This window comes from Halomonas sp. HAL1 (assembly GCF_030544485.1).
GTDB classification, from domain to species: domain Bacteria; phylum Pseudomonadota; class Gammaproteobacteria; order Pseudomonadales; family Halomonadaceae; genus Vreelandella; species Vreelandella arctica.
Window position 1 is genome coordinate 109,032 of sequence record NZ_CP130611.1, and the last position, 14,470, is coordinate 123,501.

18 protein-coding genes are annotated in these 14,470 nt (G+C 56.1%); 13 read left to right on the plus strand and 5 right to left on the minus strand.

Annotated elements, in window-relative coordinates; translation table 11 throughout:
• Window positions 1–10: 10 nt before the first annotated feature.
• Genes arsH through Q3Y66_RS20470 form a run of 3 tightly spaced genes read right to left on the minus strand, consistent with a single transcriptional unit; the run spans window position 11 to window position 1,506 of the window.
• Window positions 11–724, minus strand: a complete 714-nt coding sequence (gene arsH, locus Q3Y66_RS20460) for an arsenical resistance protein ArsH (protein WP_008958328.1) — start codon at window positions 722–724, stop codon at window positions 11–13.
• An 11-nt stretch (window positions 725–735) separates the two neighbouring features.
• Window positions 736–1,149 (minus strand): arsenate reductase (glutaredoxin), encoded by a 414-nt coding sequence (arsC, locus tag Q3Y66_RS20465; protein ID WP_008958327.1) that lies wholly within the window; start codon window positions 1,147–1,149, stop codon window positions 736–738.
• Between the two features lie 6 nt (window positions 1,150–1,155).
• Window positions 1,156–1,506, minus strand: a complete 351-nt coding sequence (locus Q3Y66_RS20470; RefSeq protein ID WP_008958326.1) for a helix-turn-helix transcriptional regulator — start codon at window positions 1,504–1,506, stop codon at window positions 1,156–1,158.
• Between the two features lie 131 nt (window positions 1,507–1,637).
• Here Q3Y66_RS20470 and Q3Y66_RS20475 point away from each other — a divergent pair, with 131 nt between their 5' ends.
• From Q3Y66_RS20475 to Q3Y66_RS20490, 4 genes are all read left to right on the plus strand, one after another.
• Window positions 1,638–2,063 carry an arsenate reductase ArsC gene (locus Q3Y66_RS20475; RefSeq protein ID WP_008958325.1) on the plus strand — a complete coding sequence of 142 codons (426 nt, stop codon included), beginning with the start codon at window positions 1,638–1,640 and terminating at the stop codon, window positions 2,061–2,063.
• A gap of 46 nt (window positions 2,064–2,109) precedes the next feature.
• Complete coding sequence (locus Q3Y66_RS20480; protein ID WP_008958324.1) at window positions 2,110–3,141, plus strand: ArsJ-associated glyceraldehyde-3-phosphate dehydrogenase; 1,032 nt, start codon at window positions 2,110–2,112, stop codon at window positions 3,139–3,141.
• Window positions 3,134–4,369 carry an organoarsenical effux MFS transporter ArsJ gene (gene arsJ / locus Q3Y66_RS20485; RefSeq protein WP_008958323.1) on the plus strand — a complete coding sequence of 412 codons (1,236 nt, stop codon included), beginning with the start codon at window positions 3,134–3,136 and terminating at the stop codon, window positions 4,367–4,369. Before Q3Y66_RS20480 ends, arsJ begins: the two co-directional genes overlap by 8 nt.
• A gap of 311 nt (window positions 4,370–4,680) precedes the next feature.
• Window positions 4,681–5,982 (plus strand): ISL3 family transposase, encoded by a 1,302-nt coding sequence (locus tag Q3Y66_RS20490; protein ID WP_008958322.1) that lies wholly within the window; start codon window positions 4,681–4,683, stop codon window positions 5,980–5,982.
• A gap of 56 nt (window positions 5,983–6,038) precedes the next feature.
• Here Q3Y66_RS20490 and Q3Y66_RS20495 read toward each other — a convergent pair whose 3' ends face one another.
• Window positions 6,039–6,539 carry a hypothetical protein gene (locus tag Q3Y66_RS20495; RefSeq protein WP_008958321.1) on the minus strand — a complete coding sequence of 167 codons (501 nt, stop codon included), beginning with the start codon at window positions 6,537–6,539 and terminating at the stop codon, window positions 6,039–6,041.
• A gap of 893 nt (window positions 6,540–7,432) precedes the next feature.
• On the opposite strand from Q3Y66_RS20495, the gene Q3Y66_RS20500 reads away from it, so the two are divergent.
• Window positions 7,433–7,708 carry a hypothetical protein gene (locus tag Q3Y66_RS20500; RefSeq protein WP_008958319.1) on the plus strand — a complete coding sequence of 92 codons (276 nt, stop codon included), beginning with the start codon at window positions 7,433–7,435 and terminating at the stop codon, window positions 7,706–7,708.
• 244 nt (window positions 7,709–7,952) lie between these two features.
• Here the strand turns inward: Q3Y66_RS20500 and Q3Y66_RS20505 are convergent, their stop codons facing one another.
• Window positions 7,953–8,438, minus strand: coding sequence for a hypothetical protein (locus Q3Y66_RS20505; RefSeq protein WP_139041563.1), 486 nt, complete (start codon window positions 8,436–8,438; stop codon window positions 7,953–7,955).
• 493 nt (window positions 8,439–8,931) lie between these two features.
• On the opposite strand from Q3Y66_RS20505, the gene Q3Y66_RS20510 reads away from it, so the two are divergent.
• From Q3Y66_RS20510 to Q3Y66_RS20545, 8 genes are all read left to right on the plus strand, one after another.
• A complete protein-coding gene (locus Q3Y66_RS20510; RefSeq protein WP_008958317.1) occupies window positions 8,932–9,288 on the plus strand; it encodes a hypothetical protein in 357 nt (118 codons plus the stop codon).
• Window positions 9,281–9,691, plus strand: coding sequence for a DUF6573 family protein (locus Q3Y66_RS20515; RefSeq protein WP_008958316.1), 411 nt, complete (start codon window positions 9,281–9,283; stop codon window positions 9,689–9,691). Before Q3Y66_RS20510 ends, Q3Y66_RS20515 begins: the two co-directional genes overlap by 8 nt.
• Window positions 9,692–9,915: 224 nt before the next feature.
• The gene (locus Q3Y66_RS20520) at window positions 9,916–10,506 is read left to right on the plus strand and encodes a hypothetical protein (RefSeq protein WP_008958315.1); all 591 of its coding nucleotides are present in this window, start codon (window positions 9,916–9,918) and stop codon (window positions 10,504–10,506) included.
• 183 nt (window positions 10,507–10,689) lie between these two features.
• Window positions 10,690–11,268, plus strand: a complete 579-nt coding sequence (locus tag Q3Y66_RS20525; RefSeq protein WP_008958314.1) for a hypothetical protein — start codon at window positions 10,690–10,692, stop codon at window positions 11,266–11,268.
• A 124-nt stretch (window positions 11,269–11,392) separates the two neighbouring features.
• A complete protein-coding gene (locus tag Q3Y66_RS20530; RefSeq protein WP_008958313.1) occupies window positions 11,393–12,625 on the plus strand; it encodes a hypothetical protein in 1,233 nt (410 codons plus the stop codon).
• Window positions 12,626–12,813: 188 nt separating this feature from the next.
• Window positions 12,814–13,275 carry a hypothetical protein gene (locus Q3Y66_RS20535; RefSeq protein ID WP_008958312.1) on the plus strand — a complete coding sequence of 154 codons (462 nt, stop codon included), beginning with the start codon at window positions 12,814–12,816 and terminating at the stop codon, window positions 13,273–13,275.
• A gap of 152 nt (window positions 13,276–13,427) precedes the next feature.
• A complete protein-coding gene (locus tag Q3Y66_RS20540; protein WP_008958311.1) occupies window positions 13,428–13,769 on the plus strand; it encodes a single-stranded DNA-binding protein in 342 nt (113 codons plus the stop codon).
• A 64-nt stretch (window positions 13,770–13,833) separates the two neighbouring features.
• Window positions 13,834–14,397: a hypothetical protein gene (locus Q3Y66_RS20545; RefSeq protein ID WP_008958310.1), complete on the plus strand. Its 564-nt coding sequence runs from the start codon at window positions 13,834–13,836 to the stop codon at window positions 14,395–14,397.
• The last annotated feature ends 73 nt before the right edge of the window (window positions 14,398–14,470 follow it).

Below are 14,470 nucleotides of genomic sequence, written 5' to 3' on the forward strand. Positions count from 1 at the left end.
GTGACTCCTATCAGATGGCACATTGATTCACGCGCCGAGAAACGTCTTCCGCGCTTTCCACTCGCTCAGAGTAGCGGTCTGTCAAGTAGTCGCTTCGTCCTCGGATCATCAGGGTGAACTTGGTCAGTTCCTCGCAAACATCCACTATGCGGAGGTACAGAGGAGAGGGCTTCATGCGGCCATCTTCGTCGAATTCATTGAAAGCTTTCGGTACCGAAGACTGATTGGGGATCGTCACCATGCGCATCCAACGACCGAGGATGCGCATTTGGTTAACCGCGTTAAAGCTCTGGCTCCCGCCTGATACCTGTATCACGGCCAGGGTCTTCCCCTGAGTGGGACGAATGCCGCCTAGTGACAACGGAATCCAGTCGATCTGGGCCTTCATGATGGCCGTCATGGCACCATGGCGTTCGGGACTGACCCACAGCATGCCTTCCGACCACTCGGCCAACTCGCGTAACTCCTGAACCTTGGGGTGGTCAGCCCCCGCATCATCCGGCAAGGGCAGGCCGCTAGGGTTGTAAGTCCGCACCTCGCATCCGAACCAACGCAGCAGTCGCCCGGCTTCCTCGGCAACGAAACGTGAGTAGGATCGTTCTCGCAGGGATCCGTAGAGCACCAAAATACGTGGCGCATGCTGGGGGGTCTCGGGGCCTGCCAACAGTGTCGTGTCGATGGAACGCAACTGGGAAGGATCAATATTGGGGAGGTCTGCCGGCATCTTGATGTCTTTCATGGCGCGATTCCTGGGTAATGGATGACTTCACCATCTTCCTTGATGAAGTGCGCTACTGGGTGGTCAAGGAGATCCAGCACCGTCTCCGATGGTCGGCATAGCCTGGCACCCTTCAGTGTCACCACGATCGGTCGATTGATCAGAATCGGTTCCGCCAGCATGGCATCGATCAGCTGATCATCCGTCAACGCCGGGTCGTCCAGCCCCAATGCCTCGTAGGGGGTTCCCTTGCGCCGCAGTAGATCCCGAGGGCAGATACCCATCTTCGCCAGCAGCTCCACGATGCGTTCCCGGCTTGGGGGCGTATTGAGATATTCGATGATCTCGGGAGGTTCACCAGAGGCCCTCATCATCGCCAAGGTATTGCGTGATGTGCCGCAGTTCGGGTTGTGATAGATCTGGGGAAGCATACTGTTTCATTCCTTATCTTGATTCGGAGTGTAACCGATCAGGGACTCCGCTAAGGGGCCACACACCTCCGGATGCCCCGCGCAGCAGTCGCGCACCAGGAAGCGGATGGCTTCCTGCATGTGGTTTAGATTCGCCCGATAGATGATCGAGCGCCCCTGACGACGGGATACCACCAGACCTGCCCGCGACAGCACAGACAGGTGCGCCGACATCGTGGCATGGGGCACCGATAGCTGCCGTGCGAGCTCGCCGGCGGCGAGCCCATCCGGTTCCTGGCGTACCAGCAGGCGAAAGACCGCCAGGCGTGTCTCCTGGGCAAGAGCGGAAAAGCTCTCGATTACGTTTGATGTTTCCATATTTCCAAAATTATGGAATTATTGGGGGCGTGTCAAGTCGTTCACTCAAGGTAGAAGCGTAGAACGTCCTAGCAGCACGCAACATCTTTCTATCCGCACATATGCAAGCCCGCATCAATGAGGGTCAACTGATGAGACTGCGACGTGTTCTGTTCCTGTGCAATGCCAACTCGGCCAGGTCCCTGATGGGCGAAGCCCTGTTACGTCACCTGGCGGGAGACCGCTTTGAGGCGTTCAGCGCTGGTTCCGAGCCGGATCGCCCCCATGAGATCACCTTGGCTACCTTGAGCAAGCTAGGTATCGACACTCAGGGGCTCGCCAGCAAGTCCCTGGGCGATTTCGCCGGTGAGCATTTCGATTCGGTGATCGTGCTTTGTGACAAGGCCCAGCAGGCATGCCGTGACTGGCAGGGCAGCAGTGATGAGTATCTCTACTGGGATATCCGCGATCCTCGCCTTATCGAGCGGTGGGATGCCTACGAGCAGGCGCTGGCCGAAATCCGTCATCGGCTATTGCTCTGGCTGGAGATCCAGGAGCGCGACGACATCGAGCGCTGAACCTCGATCCATCGAGACCCACGACTAAATTCAAAGCGAGGTAACTATGACTCTGCGTATTGGTATCAATGGCTTCGGACGCATTGGCAGATTGACGCTGCGCAGCCTCTGGCGCTCCGTCGAATCGGGCGAGGTCGAGATCGGCTTGATCAACGATCCGGGCGGTGACGCTGCCACCTTCGCCCACCTGCTGGAGTTCGACTCGGTGCATGGCCACTGGGCACCGGGAAAGGGAATCGACGCCACCGAGGCGGACATCCTCATCGACGGTCGGCGCCTGGCTTTTACCTCCAAGGTCGCCACGGCCGACAGCGACTGGTCGGGCTGCGACGTTGTCATCGAGTGTTCGGGCAAGATCAAGACCCGCGAGAAACTGCAGGCCTACCTGGACCAGGGCGTCGGTCGGGTGGTGGTAAGCGCGCCGGTGAAGGAAGAGGGCGTGCTGAACGTGGTGATGGGGGTCAATGACGACCGCTACGATCCTGAGACACACCGCATCGTCACCGCGGCGAGCTGCACCACCAACTGCCTGGCGCCGGTGGTCAAGGTTATCCACGAGACCTATGGCATCCGCCACGGCTCCATGACCACCGTCCACGATATCACCAATACCCAGACCATCCTCGACGCCCCCCACAAGGACTTGCGCCGAGCCCGTGCCTGCGGCATGAGCCTGATTCCCACCACCACCGGCTCGGCCAAGGCGATCACCGCCATCTTTCCCGAGCTCGAGGGCAAGCTGAACGGCCACGCCGTGCGGGTGCCCCTGGCCAACGCCTCGCTCACCGACATGGTCTTCGAACTCGAACGCGAGGTGACGGTGGACGAGGTCAATGCTGCTCTGAAGGCCGCCGCCGAGGGCCCGCTAGCCGGCATCCTGGGCTACGAGGAGCGCCCGCTGGTCTCCATCGACTACCGTACCGATCCGCGCAGCTCGATCATCGACGCGCTTTCGACCATGGTGGTCAACGGCACCCAGCTCAAGCTCTACGCCTGGTATGACAACGAGTGGGGCTACGCCAACCGGACCGCCGAGCTGGCGATGAAGGTGGGGAGTGAGCAGGTGGGCCATGTCTGAGGCAGGGAAGCTCGGGATCCGCTTGAAGGGGCTGCCCTTCGAGGTGCGCCAGTACCTGCTGATCACCGGCAACTACTGGGCCTTCACCCTCACCGACGGTGCCCTGCGCATGTTGGTGGTGCTCTACTTCCATCAGTTGGGCTACTCACCGCTGGAGGTGGCGCTGCTGTTCCTCTTCTACGAGGCCTTCGGCGTAGTCACCAACCTGGTGGGGGGCTGGCTGGGGGCACGCCTGGGCCTCAACCGCACCATGAACGTGGGCCTCGGCCTGCAGATCGTCGCGCTGGTCATGCTGATGGTGCCCGCCGCGGCGCTAACCGTGCCCTGGGTGATGGCCGCCCAAGCGCTCTCGGGCATCGCCAAGGACCTCAACAAGATGAGCGCCAAGAGCGCGGTCAAGGTGCTGGTGCCCAAGGACAGCCCTAGTGCCGGCAGTGCCCTCTACCGCTGGGTAGCGATCCTCACCGGTTCCAAGAACGCGCTGAAGGGGGCCGGTTTCTTCCTCGGCGGCCTGCTGCTGACTCTGATCGGCTTCCGCGGTGCGGTCATCGCCATGGCATTGATGCTCGTCGCGGTGTTGACGCTGTCGCTGATAAGGCTCAAGGCTGACCTGGGTCGCCAGAAGCGCAAGCCCAAGTTCACCGAGGTGTTCTCCAAGTCCCGGGCCATCAACGTGCTCTCGGCGGCGCGGCTATGCCTGTTCGCCTCCCGGGACGTGTGGTTCGTGGTGGCGTTGCCGGTGTTCCTCTACGACCAGCACGGCTGGAGCCATTGGACGGTGGGCGGCCTGCTGGCTATCTGGGTGATCGGCTATGGTGGGGTGCAGACCCAGGCGCCGCGCCTCACCGGCCTGGTCAAGGGCGGGGCGCGGGCCGTCACCGTGTTCTGGGCGTTGGCCCTGGCCGGCTTGCCAGCGCTGCTGGCCCTGCTGCCCCTGGCCGAAGTGGGCTGGTTGGTGACGGGGCTTTTGGCCTTCGGCGTGCTCTTCGCCGTCAACTCCAGCTGGCACAGCTACCTGATCGTGCACTATGCCCGCGCCGATGGCGTCTCCATGGACGTGGGCTTCTATTACATGGCCAACGCCATGGGCCGCCTCGCCGGCACACTACTCTCCGGTTGGGTGTACCAGGTGTATGGCCTGGCCGCCTGTCTGTGGATCTCGGCCGCTCTGGTGGCGGCCAGCGCCCTGATGGCTCTTGCGCTGCCACAGGAGGCGTCTGGGGAATGATGTGGGGCTACCCGACGCTGACCTTGCCCCACGGCTATCGACTGAGCCCCAGGACCCTCTACCCCATGCTGCATTCGATGGAGCGCAAGGGGGCCTGCCCTCCGTGATTAGTACAAGGGAAGCACACGACGCAGGCTCTACCGTCGCTGTTCGCGCTGGGCGCCGCCGTGCTCAACGGTCCCCTCAACCAGGGGATCATCCACGGCCTCAAGGTCAGTGGCGGCATTCTCGTCACCATGTAGCTGGCATCGTCCTCAATGCCAAACAGGCACTATCCCGATAAACATACTTGCCACGAAAACGCCCAAGATATGACGCACTTTTCTGACAACATTCTCCACCTGCCGGAATACCACGTCCTGGGCACCAAGGTGGAAGAGCATGATCTCCACTACCAGATCGAAGCTCCTGAGCCTCTAGCTTGCGAGGAATGCGGCGTTGAGAATGAGTTTGTCAGGTTCGGCAAGCGCGATGTGGCCTATCGTGACCTACCCATCCACGGCAAGCGGGTCACCCTCTGGGTGGTCCGTCGCCGGTACACATGTCGAGCCTGCGGAAAGACATTCCGTCCGACGCTCCCCGAGATGGTGGACACTCATCGCATGACGCGGAGGCTTTACAGCCATGTTGAAAAGGAGGCCTTCAACCACCCCTACGCCTATGTAGCCGATACCACGGGCCTCGATGAGAAGACCATACGCGAAATCTTCAAGAAAAAGGCTGAGTTCCTGGCGATTTGGCACCGCTTCGAGACTCCTCGTTGCCTGGGCATCGACGAGCTGTACCTGAATCGCCGCTACCGCTGCATCCTGACCAACTTGGAGGAGCGTACTCTGTTAGACCTGCTGCCCGGTCGTCAGCAGGACGCGGTGACGAAGCGGCTCATGAGCATGACTGAGCGCGACAAGGTCGAGATCGTCAGCATGGACATGTGGAAGCCCTACCGCCGTGCCGTTCAGGCGGTGCTGCCACAGGCCCGCATTGTGGTCGATAAGTTCCATGTGGTGCGTATGGCCAACGAAGCCCTGGAGAAGGTCCGCAAGGGGCTCAGGAAGGAGTTGACGGCCAACCAGCGACGAACCCTTAAGGGCGACCGGAAGATCCTGCTGAAGCGGGCTCACGACGTCTCAGACCGCGAGCGTCTCATCATGGAAACCTGGACAGGGGCCTTCCCCCAGCTCCTGGCAGCCTATGAGCACAAGGAGCGGTTCTACCACATCTGGGGCTGTGCCACCCGGCGGGATGCTGAGAAGGCGTTGGCTGCCTGGGTTGACGGCATCCCGCAGGGGCAGAAGGAGGTCTGGAAGGATCTCGTTAGCGCCGTCAGTGGCTGGCGTGAGGAGGTGCTGACCTACTTCGAGACCGACATCCCAATCACCAACGCCTTCACGGAGTCGATCAACCGGCTGGCCAAGGACAAGAACCGCGATGGCCGGGGCTATTCATTCGAGGTGATGCGGGCCCGGATGCTCTACACCACCAAGCACAAGAAGAAGACGCCACAGACCAAGGAATCTCCGTTCCTGGGCAAGGCCACCATGACCTACAGCATGGGTCTCCCCGAGGCCGAGAAGAACTACGGCGTCGATCTATCAACCTTCTGGGAGGATTAAGGTTTTGGTGGATCAGAGGGGATCATCAACCACTTAATCCGGATACCCACTTTCTTCTACCGTCGCCACTCTGTATATTCCTCCATGTACTTAACGAATGTGCTTAGCTCCGTTACCTCAGGATCAACTACTAAGTAGTACGATTCATACTTCTCTAAATTCTCGTGCACGTTCTCGCCGCTACTCATGTAAAGAGAAAATCCGCTATTGCTGTGTGAATACTCCCCCTCAGAGTGCAGCCACTCAATAGAATGTGTTGCACTGCTTATTAGCACCGGATCGTCACTCTGCGCCCTCACTGGATCATTTAGTTCATCAATTCCTTTCAAGCCGCACTCGTACTGGATTATCTCACGCCCCTGATCGTCTTTTTTGAAATCCCAGCTTGTGCTAGCGCAAGCTTTTCGGTTTTCCAGGGCCTGCTCAAAGGTTAAGGAACTACCGATAGGGAAAGACTGTTCTTTTAGGCCAGTGATTTCAGAGCTGCCATTGCCGCAGCCGGAGAGTGTCAGCATTACTACAGCCGGTAAAACGGTAATGAGGTTTCGCTTTAGCATTAAATTATCCATAGAGTGTGGGTATTAGTCCGCATGCGGCATTACACATTAGTGTTTCATGAGTCGCTGGACACGCAGGTGGTCGTCTATTCTTTTCATTTAACTATTCGCTCTCTACTTGCTTGGCGGATACCATAATGATTGTTTAGCAAGGCGCACTGGCTAGTGCCCTTGGCGATGGTGACTGCCAAGGAGCAGTCACGCGCTTTTGCTATCAGTGCTTTTGTAATCCATTCAATTAGAAATGTGTTGTAACCCTTTTTTAACAGCCTTAAACCCTTCTTTAATGGCCTCTGTTCCAGTGGGGATATCCGCCAAAGCGTTTGGGGTATTTTCCAATGCATTCGGGGTGTTGTTCAGTGTATTCGGGGCTCCCCGTAGTGAGTTTGGAGCACTGCCTAACGAGCTAGGCGTATTTCCCAAAGCGCTAGGGGCATTTCCTAAAGAGCTAGGCGTATTTCCCAAAGCGCTAGGGGCATTTCCTAAAGAGCTAGGGGCATTGCCCAAAGCGCTAGGGGCATTTCCTAAAGAGCTAGGGGCATTGCCCAGCATGTTTGGTGCGGCAATAGCTTGTATGCTGCACGCTGATAGAAACCCAATGGACACAAACACTACAAATCGGTTTAACATTCTGATTCTGCCTCTAAATTATTTCGCTAATTTTTTTGCGTTCTGAGGATGGGGTGAAAACAAACGACATGTCTTTTCCTTTAACTCTGAGCCGTGACTGAACGGCGGGAAACCATAGCGTTTCGATACAGGCTATAGAGGCCGGAACCACACGCTACCAATGGGAACAAACGCAGCGTGCCTTGTCCATTAATCTGAGTGTCACCCTGCCCCCTATCTCCTCTTGAGACCTGCAATAAAGCAGGAATGAGAGGAGTAGGATCATGAACAAAAAGTTTCAACAATGGGTCGCCACCGTGCGACGAAGGATGCAGGATGGCCAGCCTCTGCTGGGGCCGGACAGCCTGCAGGCACTGACAGACGATGTACGAAAACTCGGTCTAGGCGCCATGGGTGCCGGAGTTCTGGGTTTCTTCGCTCCTAGCGAGAAAATCACTCTTGGTGCATCAGTTGCCATGTTTTTCGTAGGTGCTATCATTTGGGTAACAGGTATTGCGTTTCTTGTAAGACTTGAGCGCAACAGTGCAGAAAAGGATTGAATTTATGAGCCCTTTTGGATGGTTAGTTACAGCTTTTGCAGTCTTTATGGCGGCCGTGTGTTTATTCACGTTCGTTCAAATTGAACGCAGCAAGCATCATCACCATCAGGACGGCAGCAGCAGTTAGCTGAATTTTGGCGATTGTCATTCTCGTCAGAACAAGAGACATTGATCTCACATTCAACAAGCTCTTCCTTCGCGAAGAGCTTTTTTTGTTTCCGGTTACCTGAGGCTGGCGGATAGTTCAGCTAACCACTTCCTTGGCGAGGGAAAAGGCCACAGCCACCAGTGCAAGGCAGCCCAACGCCAGAGGATTGGTAAACAGACGACACACTGCATAGCGGTATGGATGGGCTTCAATGCGGTCTATCGTAGCCTGACTGCTTTCAGCCTTTCGCTTGAGCTTCGCTAGCTGCCCTCCCTGCTCTTCCAGCTTGAGCTGCTGATCAACGAGCCAGTCGCTGGCATTCATCTCTTGGATATTCAATCGCCAGGCACGCTCGGCATCGTAAGTCGTCAGGTTTTCAACAAGCATGTATTTTGAACGAGCGGTTATCTGCGATTCGGCTTCACTAGGGATGAATTCAATACTGAACTGCTCATAGAATCGATTTCGCCTCGAATTGTTTATTCCGTCCCATGCGCTGGGCTTCTCATCCTCCCAAGATAGCTTTATCTGCATGACCTCTGCCGTTGGCCATTGTTTTGCCCAAGAGACGATCTCAGCCATCAAGTATGTGCCGATACGATAGCCAAGGAGCCCGCTTAATCGCATACGTAAATCTCCACCGGCACGGCACTCTTCGTCTGTTAGCTTGATCCTCTCGGGATTACCTAAACCTGCAGGCGAGTAACAAGCTGCCCAGCTAAATTGATTATTCCCATACGGGCGTTGGTTGTCGATCCGCTTGACTCGGAGGGTTAACCGAGCCCCCTGGCCAACGATGTTTTCTGAGCGTTGGATCAACAGGATGGCGTCGGGGTTCGGGCTGTCGGGTGTGTCTCGATGGCGAACCTGGATAACACGCAGATTCGGGACGCTCCCTCTTTAGTGCTGTCCTGGGCTGTAGTGGGATCGGTCATTGGCATCTCCTGAAAAGATTGTTTCGCATGCGAAACAGGTAGGGGTGCTACAAATACCATATTTTTTAACGTCAGCAAGTCCCCTATCTCTTCTTGAGACCTGCTTTGCAGGAATGTGAGAGAGAAGAGAGAGAACCCCAATGGAAACATTTGGCGAGCGTTTGGAAACGATCATCTACAGCCGTCGCGGCGGTAACTTCGGTGAATACTTAGGCATTGAAGGTTTGAGCCGGAGGGTGCGAATAAGCGAGCAGGTGTTCAAAGTCCGCTCATGCGTTGATGTGGATGCTGACTGGATGTGGGAGGTTACGCACGAAGCAAGCGGCTTGTCTGAGCGTTCTAGTGAGCGCTGGGGACTATGCTTTGCTGCTGATCGACTGGCTCGCGTTGTTAGACGTGAGGGCGCCTGGAAGTTGCCGACTGGGCCTGAGGTTACACCCATCCCAATGGCTGCTTTTTTGGCGTCACGCCAACAGGGGGCTACTGCTCATGTTTGATGAAATTGACATGATCCATAGCTATTCCCGTGCAGATGCCATCGAAGATGGCAACTTGGTAGATGTCAGCGAACGTGCTGAGCACGCCGCCGGCTACATGATGGGTTTCAAGGTGCCTGTTGCCATGACTGCTGCAGCCTGGGAGTCATTGGTGGCGTGGCATGACGGTACAAACCCTCATGAGATGCAGCAGCAAGAGGAAAAGCGGTTAGGCGATGTATTGCTTGTCGCCCTTGAGGCTGCTGCGAGAGAGCGCAACGAGAGATATATCAACTTCATCGTTGATGTGATTGAGCAATCCGAAACCGGCTCTGTCGTTGTGCCAAAACATGTCGTTATGACTATCGGCCCTGGGGATACCCCTAAGCCGGTGATAACGATCATGCTACCCGAGGAGGACTGACGCGATCGCGCAGTTATCACTCCTCTTTCAAAGCCCCTAGTCAGCCTTGTGCTGCCTGGGGGTTTTCTATTTTAGACGCCCGGGAAGCATGGGCCATGCTTTTGCGGCTGGCTCTGCAAAAGGCGCCAGCCGCTTTGTTTCGCATGCGTAACATTTTCTGTCAGCTCCTCCCCTACCCCTTGTTGAGACCTGCAATTCCGCAGGAATGAGAGAGGAGCAAGATCATGGGTACATTGTGCATACCAAAGCCGTCTGACCGTAAAGCCTACCTGGACGAGGAATACACCAACCAGGATGGTTCTATCGAAGTGCTGAAGTCGAGCTTCGTGGGCTCTACCTACTACGCTGCGATCAAGATCCAGCGGGCAGCAGAGGCCCCGGAGCAAGCGCCAATTGAGTACACGATAGCGGCGGTCGTGAAGACTAGCTGTTCGCAGGGTGAGTTTTGCTACAAGTCGATGGATGAAACGATGGGGCCAGTCTTGTCACAGTGCCCTGCGTCCATTCTCAAGCTGCTATCCCCTCTTGGGGAGCTTGAGCGGCTAGGGGTAGTTGCAGGGCTCAGCCTGGAGTATGCCAGCGAATGGCGCGAGAGATGCCTAAAGCATGCTGAGTCGAAGAAGCAGCGTGTGCGCCTGAAAGATGGCGATCGCATAAAACTCCCGTACACAGTACGGTTCGTTGGAGGCCTGGAGTGCGACACGTTCACCAAGGTAGATTTGCCTCGTAAACGTAATGTTTTCAGGCCTGAGGGCTCGTCCGGTTTGGTAAGGCTTCAGGCCCGCCACCTGGATGATGCCGTAGTGCTCGCATAGTTATTCAAGCCCCCTCTGCTGTTCTCAGCATGGGGCTTTTTCATGCTGGCGCGAGCCGTTCTATACCACCTGACACGAAACCCCCTATCACATCCTGAGGCCTTTACCGCGTCCGCGCTCTCTTCATGAAGGCCCACTGCATCACTCGATACTGCATCACACCAGTGCCACATGGAGGCCGTTATGTCTGCCCTAACACATGAAGACCGCTTATTTCTTCGAGAGCTACAGAAAAGTATCGCTGCCAGTTGCGCCAGCTATTTTGATAAAACGTTCGGCACCAATGTGCTGCCCGCGACTGGCGCCTCGATCACCATTGAGGGTGAAGTGAAGATGGACATGTACGATCACGCGCCAGGACTCGCCTTCTATGAGACGGATTCCTCACGATCTGTGGTTGTGCCTCCATACACTGAGTATTACAAACTTCGTGAGCTGGCTGAGTCAGGTTTTGCTGCGTGTTATCAGGTATGGCGTGAAGCCGAAGACGTATATGAGGGGTTGTTCAGACCTTTAAACATGCGTATCTGCAATAGTGATGGGGTAGTCATTGACCTGTACGAACGGGGGGGCTGGCTCGAAGACACTATTCCCCCTGGCCAATGGACCGAAACGGCAGCTCGTATTGAGGAGCTGAATCGTGAGGGTAGCTTCCAGTCGGGATGGGACAACTTTTCTACAGCCAAGCGGATGCATCGGCAGGCCTCTCGGTTACAGCAGTTGCTCACTCTTTCACGTCACAGGGCGAATAGCGCTGCGTGAAGCTGCCAATGTGGCGATGCATGCGTCCTCTTTGTTTCGCGTGCGAAACACTTAGCTGGTCAGTAACTCCCCTACCTCCTCTTGAGACCTGCAATTACGCAGGAATGAGAGAGGAGCAAGGATCATGACGACACAGACAGATAAGACCACCTGCTGGATACCGAAGTGCCACCTTCCCGCGCTGCGCGAGAAGGTAGAACGGCTCGACCGCAAGGCCAAAAAGCTTGGCATGGCACCCTTTGAGATCAGCGTCCTCGAGGAGGCTGTAAAGCCTTGGACTCGTGAGACGGTGGATCTTGAGGATCGACTGTCGCACTTTAGGGTGGAGAAGATCGCTGCCGTCAAAGTCTCAATCAGTGGCGAACCCCCGAAGTTGGACGGGTATCGCTTGCTGGCGCGAATCGACATGGCAGCTGACAAGGCGGCACGGGTCACCCCCTTGGAGTGGGCATATAGCCGATTGCCCGAACCTTACAGATCAGGCGATGCCACGGGAGACTGCAGCCATTGCAACAAACGGCGTGAGCGGCGCTATCTCTTTCTGATGGAAGAGATGGCAACTGGTGCGGTCCTAGAAGTCGGAAAGACATGCCTCAAGGACTATGTTGGTCACCAGGGTGCCGAGTCGATGATGGCCCGCGCTCAACTATTGGTCTCTATGATCAATATGATGGAAGAGATCGATGAGGTGGGCTTGAGCGGTGGTCGCCCGCCAGAGGCTGTTATTGAGCTGAGATGGTTGGTGGCAGCGGCGGTACGGCAGATCAGACAACGAGGCTTTGTGTCTCGTTCTCGCGCTGAGGAAACCGGCGACTTGGCGACAGCAGAGATCGTTGGTGAGATGGCCCGTTCAGCTCCGATGATCAGCAAGGGGATGAGGGCATTTGAAAGTGAAGACGTGGCTCGGGCTGATGCGGTTATAGCTTGGGCGCGGCAAGTGCTCCCTCTGCAGGCTGAGCATAGTGAGTTCGAGACGATGATTATTCATCATGCTCGGTTCGATATGGTCGGGCTAAAGCGCGGCGTCGGTGTTATGACGGCGGCTGTCACAGCCTACGATCGACATGAGGAGTCAGCTATTAACAGCGAGTCAATGATGGCACTCGGCTATGCTGGCGATCCAGGCGATCAATTAGAGATGGAAGTAGTGCGCAAGCAGTCCTTTTCGTCAGATACGCGATGGGGGCTGATGTGGAAGCACATCTTCTGTGACCTCGAAGGCCGATACATTGTCTGGAAGACAGGCAAAGCCCTTGAGGAGAAAAGGGTTGTATTGAAGGGGCGCGTTAAAAAGCACGACGAGTACCGGGGGATTCCTCAGACCGTCGTGACGCGCTGCTCAATTAGACCTGCATGATTCACAGCCCCTGCACCTTTCGGTCAGGGGCTTTTCTATGCTGGCGCACTCCCTCTCTTGCCTTTTTAGCTGATGAAATGTTCCGCATGCGAAACACCGCGCAGGCCGACCTGAGCTGACCGCTTGTGGCAGTCCCCGCCCTATCTCCTCTTGAGACCTGCATGGCAGGAATGAGAGGAGAGAGTGACATGAATATTGAGCTAATTGTAAATCAAGAAGATGCCGTAGCCTTTGGGCGTGAGTTCGGCGGCCTGAAACTTGATGACCTCAATGATGATCAGGTGGCGTTTGCTATCGACTCAGCGCAAGGCTCACGTTTCATACTGCCCCGGCAGGCCGGTCGACGCTGGCGCCAGCCAACGCCTCGACAAATGGCAGACTTGGGAACGGATGTGAATGTGGCATTCGAGGTCTTCTCGCTTGGAGAGCTGGAGGGTTTTGCATTCTCTGTCGAGGATGGAACTGTCATCCAGGTACGTCGCCCTGATCGCGAGTTGCATCGGGAAAGCACTCTAAAAGCCATTGAGAGCGTCGACGATGCATTCGTGGTGAGCTTTACCAAGAGAGCTTTCAGTAAGTTTCTTCTTAACTTGGCGCATTGGAGTTATCTCCAACCCAAGGCAAGAATCATTCGTCATCGTCCGCGGTGACCCCTTCAAAGCCTCCTCGACTCTTCTGAGTCAGGGGGCTTTTTCATGTTTTTATAAAAAAATCGTCCTGGCTGGCTCCTTAGTGTCAGTAGCGCCCCTATCACCCAACGAGACCCATTACGTTGGGAATGTGAGAGAGAGGAGATTTGAACATGTGGGGACAGACTCTACAGATTGGCCACATTGGCGAACCTGAAGCACGGACCAACGGCAGTGGCAAAACTTACGTTCGGTTCGGTATTAACATGGCCAAGAAATCGGGCGATGAACCGATGTGGCTTAACTGCATCCTTGGTGGCCGCTTTGCCGAGGTTATGAAAGATCGCCTGAAGCGCGGTCAATTGGTCTTTGTTGAGGGCGAGTTGTCCTTTCGCAAGGCTGACAACGGCACTGTGTACACAAACCTCATGGTGGACACTTGCCGAATCCTCCGTGATCCGCGTAGCGCTGGTGCTGCCGATGATGGAGACGATAAAGTGGAATTTCCATTTTGATGTTCTATTCACAGCCCCTGGTTTATTCCTGGGGCTTTTTCATGCGTAGACGATAGGCAGGCACATGAGTGAGACAGACCAGAAAACCAGATACCGATCTCAGCATCCCTTGGCCAGGGTCTTGCCCTTAGCCGGTGGCGTGCTGGGTGCGATGGCGTTCGCTATAGCGGTCATTCCCATAAACCTCCCATGGGCCTCGTCTAGCACTGGAATGCCAGCCGTAGTGACGTTCGATACCGCCAAATACGTTAATGCCCGGCGTGCAGCAGCCAGTGAGCTGCTAGGGGACGGCGAGGTGCGAGATTCCGCCGTTTCCACATTGGCTCGTGTAGACAAGGGTGTTCGGCCTGCGATCGTAGAGGCCGCAAATGGCGCCATGGTCATAGTCCGACAAGCAGCCGTCTTGGACGGCACCATCCCTGACATCACAGACACCGTGTTGGCTGGATTAGGCCTGCCAACAGATGCTCCTACGATCGAGACAAATCTTGATCGTCATGGAGACACCACTTATAGCGCCTCGAACCTCTATGAGGAGGCACGAGAGCTGGTCAGCCGTGCAAACCAGCAGGCGCGTGAGCGAGCCGCTTCGCAGAGCGAAGCGGGAATTGAAGAGCTGCTGCCCTGAGCAGTAGATGACTAGAACCTGATGTGGCCATGCCTCGCATGGCGAAGACTTCGCCAGTACCGCTGGCGCTTAA

Coding starts and splice junctions, on each gene's coding strand:
- Q3Y66_RS20520 (WP_008958315.1), top strand. CDS start 9,916: ATGGGTACATTGTGCATACCAAAGCCGTCTGACCGTAAAGCCTACCTG.
- arsC (WP_008958327.1), bottom strand. CDS start 1,149: ATGCTTCCCCAGATCTATCACAACCCGAACTGCGGCACATCACGCAAT.
- Q3Y66_RS20470 (WP_008958326.1), bottom strand. CDS start 1,506: ATGGAAACATCAAACGTAATCGAGAGCTTTTCCGCTCTTGCCCAGGAG.
- Q3Y66_RS20500 (WP_008958319.1), top strand. CDS start 7,433: ATGAACAAAAAGTTTCAACAATGGGTCGCCACCGTGCGACGAAGGATG.
- Q3Y66_RS20545 (WP_008958310.1), top strand. CDS start 13,834: ATGAGTGAGACAGACCAGAAAACCAGATACCGATCTCAGCATCCCTTG.
- Q3Y66_RS20495 (WP_008958321.1), bottom strand. CDS start 6,539: ATGCTAAAGCGAAACCTCATTACCGTTTTACCGGCTGTAGTAATGCTG.
- Q3Y66_RS20505 (WP_139041563.1), bottom strand. CDS start 8,438: ATGGCTGAGATCGTCTCTTGGGCAAAACAATGGCCAACGGCAGAGGTC.
- arsH (WP_008958328.1), bottom strand. CDS start 724: ATGCCGGCAGACCTCCCCAATATTGATCCTTCCCAGTTGCGTTCCATC.
- Q3Y66_RS20515 (WP_008958316.1), top strand. CDS start 9,281: ATGTTTGATGAAATTGACATGATCCATAGCTATTCCCGTGCAGATGCC.
- Q3Y66_RS20525 (WP_008958314.1), top strand. CDS start 10,690: ATGTCTGCCCTAACACATGAAGACCGCTTATTTCTTCGAGAGCTACAG.
- Q3Y66_RS20540 (WP_008958311.1), top strand. CDS start 13,428: ATGTGGGGACAGACTCTACAGATTGGCCACATTGGCGAACCTGAAGCA.
- Q3Y66_RS20480 (WP_008958324.1), top strand. CDS start 2,110: ATGACTCTGCGTATTGGTATCAATGGCTTCGGACGCATTGGCAGATTG.
- Q3Y66_RS20535 (WP_008958312.1), top strand. CDS start 12,814: ATGAATATTGAGCTAATTGTAAATCAAGAAGATGCCGTAGCCTTTGGG.
- arsJ (WP_008958323.1), top strand. CDS start 3,134: ATGTCTGAGGCAGGGAAGCTCGGGATCCGCTTGAAGGGGCTGCCCTTC.
- Q3Y66_RS20510 (WP_008958317.1), top strand. CDS start 8,932: ATGGAAACATTTGGCGAGCGTTTGGAAACGATCATCTACAGCCGTCGC.
- Q3Y66_RS20530 (WP_008958313.1), top strand. CDS start 11,393: ATGACGACACAGACAGATAAGACCACCTGCTGGATACCGAAGTGCCAC.
- Q3Y66_RS20490 (WP_008958322.1), top strand. CDS start 4,681: ATGACGCACTTTTCTGACAACATTCTCCACCTGCCGGAATACCACGTC.
- Q3Y66_RS20475 (WP_008958325.1), top strand. CDS start 1,638: ATGAGACTGCGACGTGTTCTGTTCCTGTGCAATGCCAACTCGGCCAGG.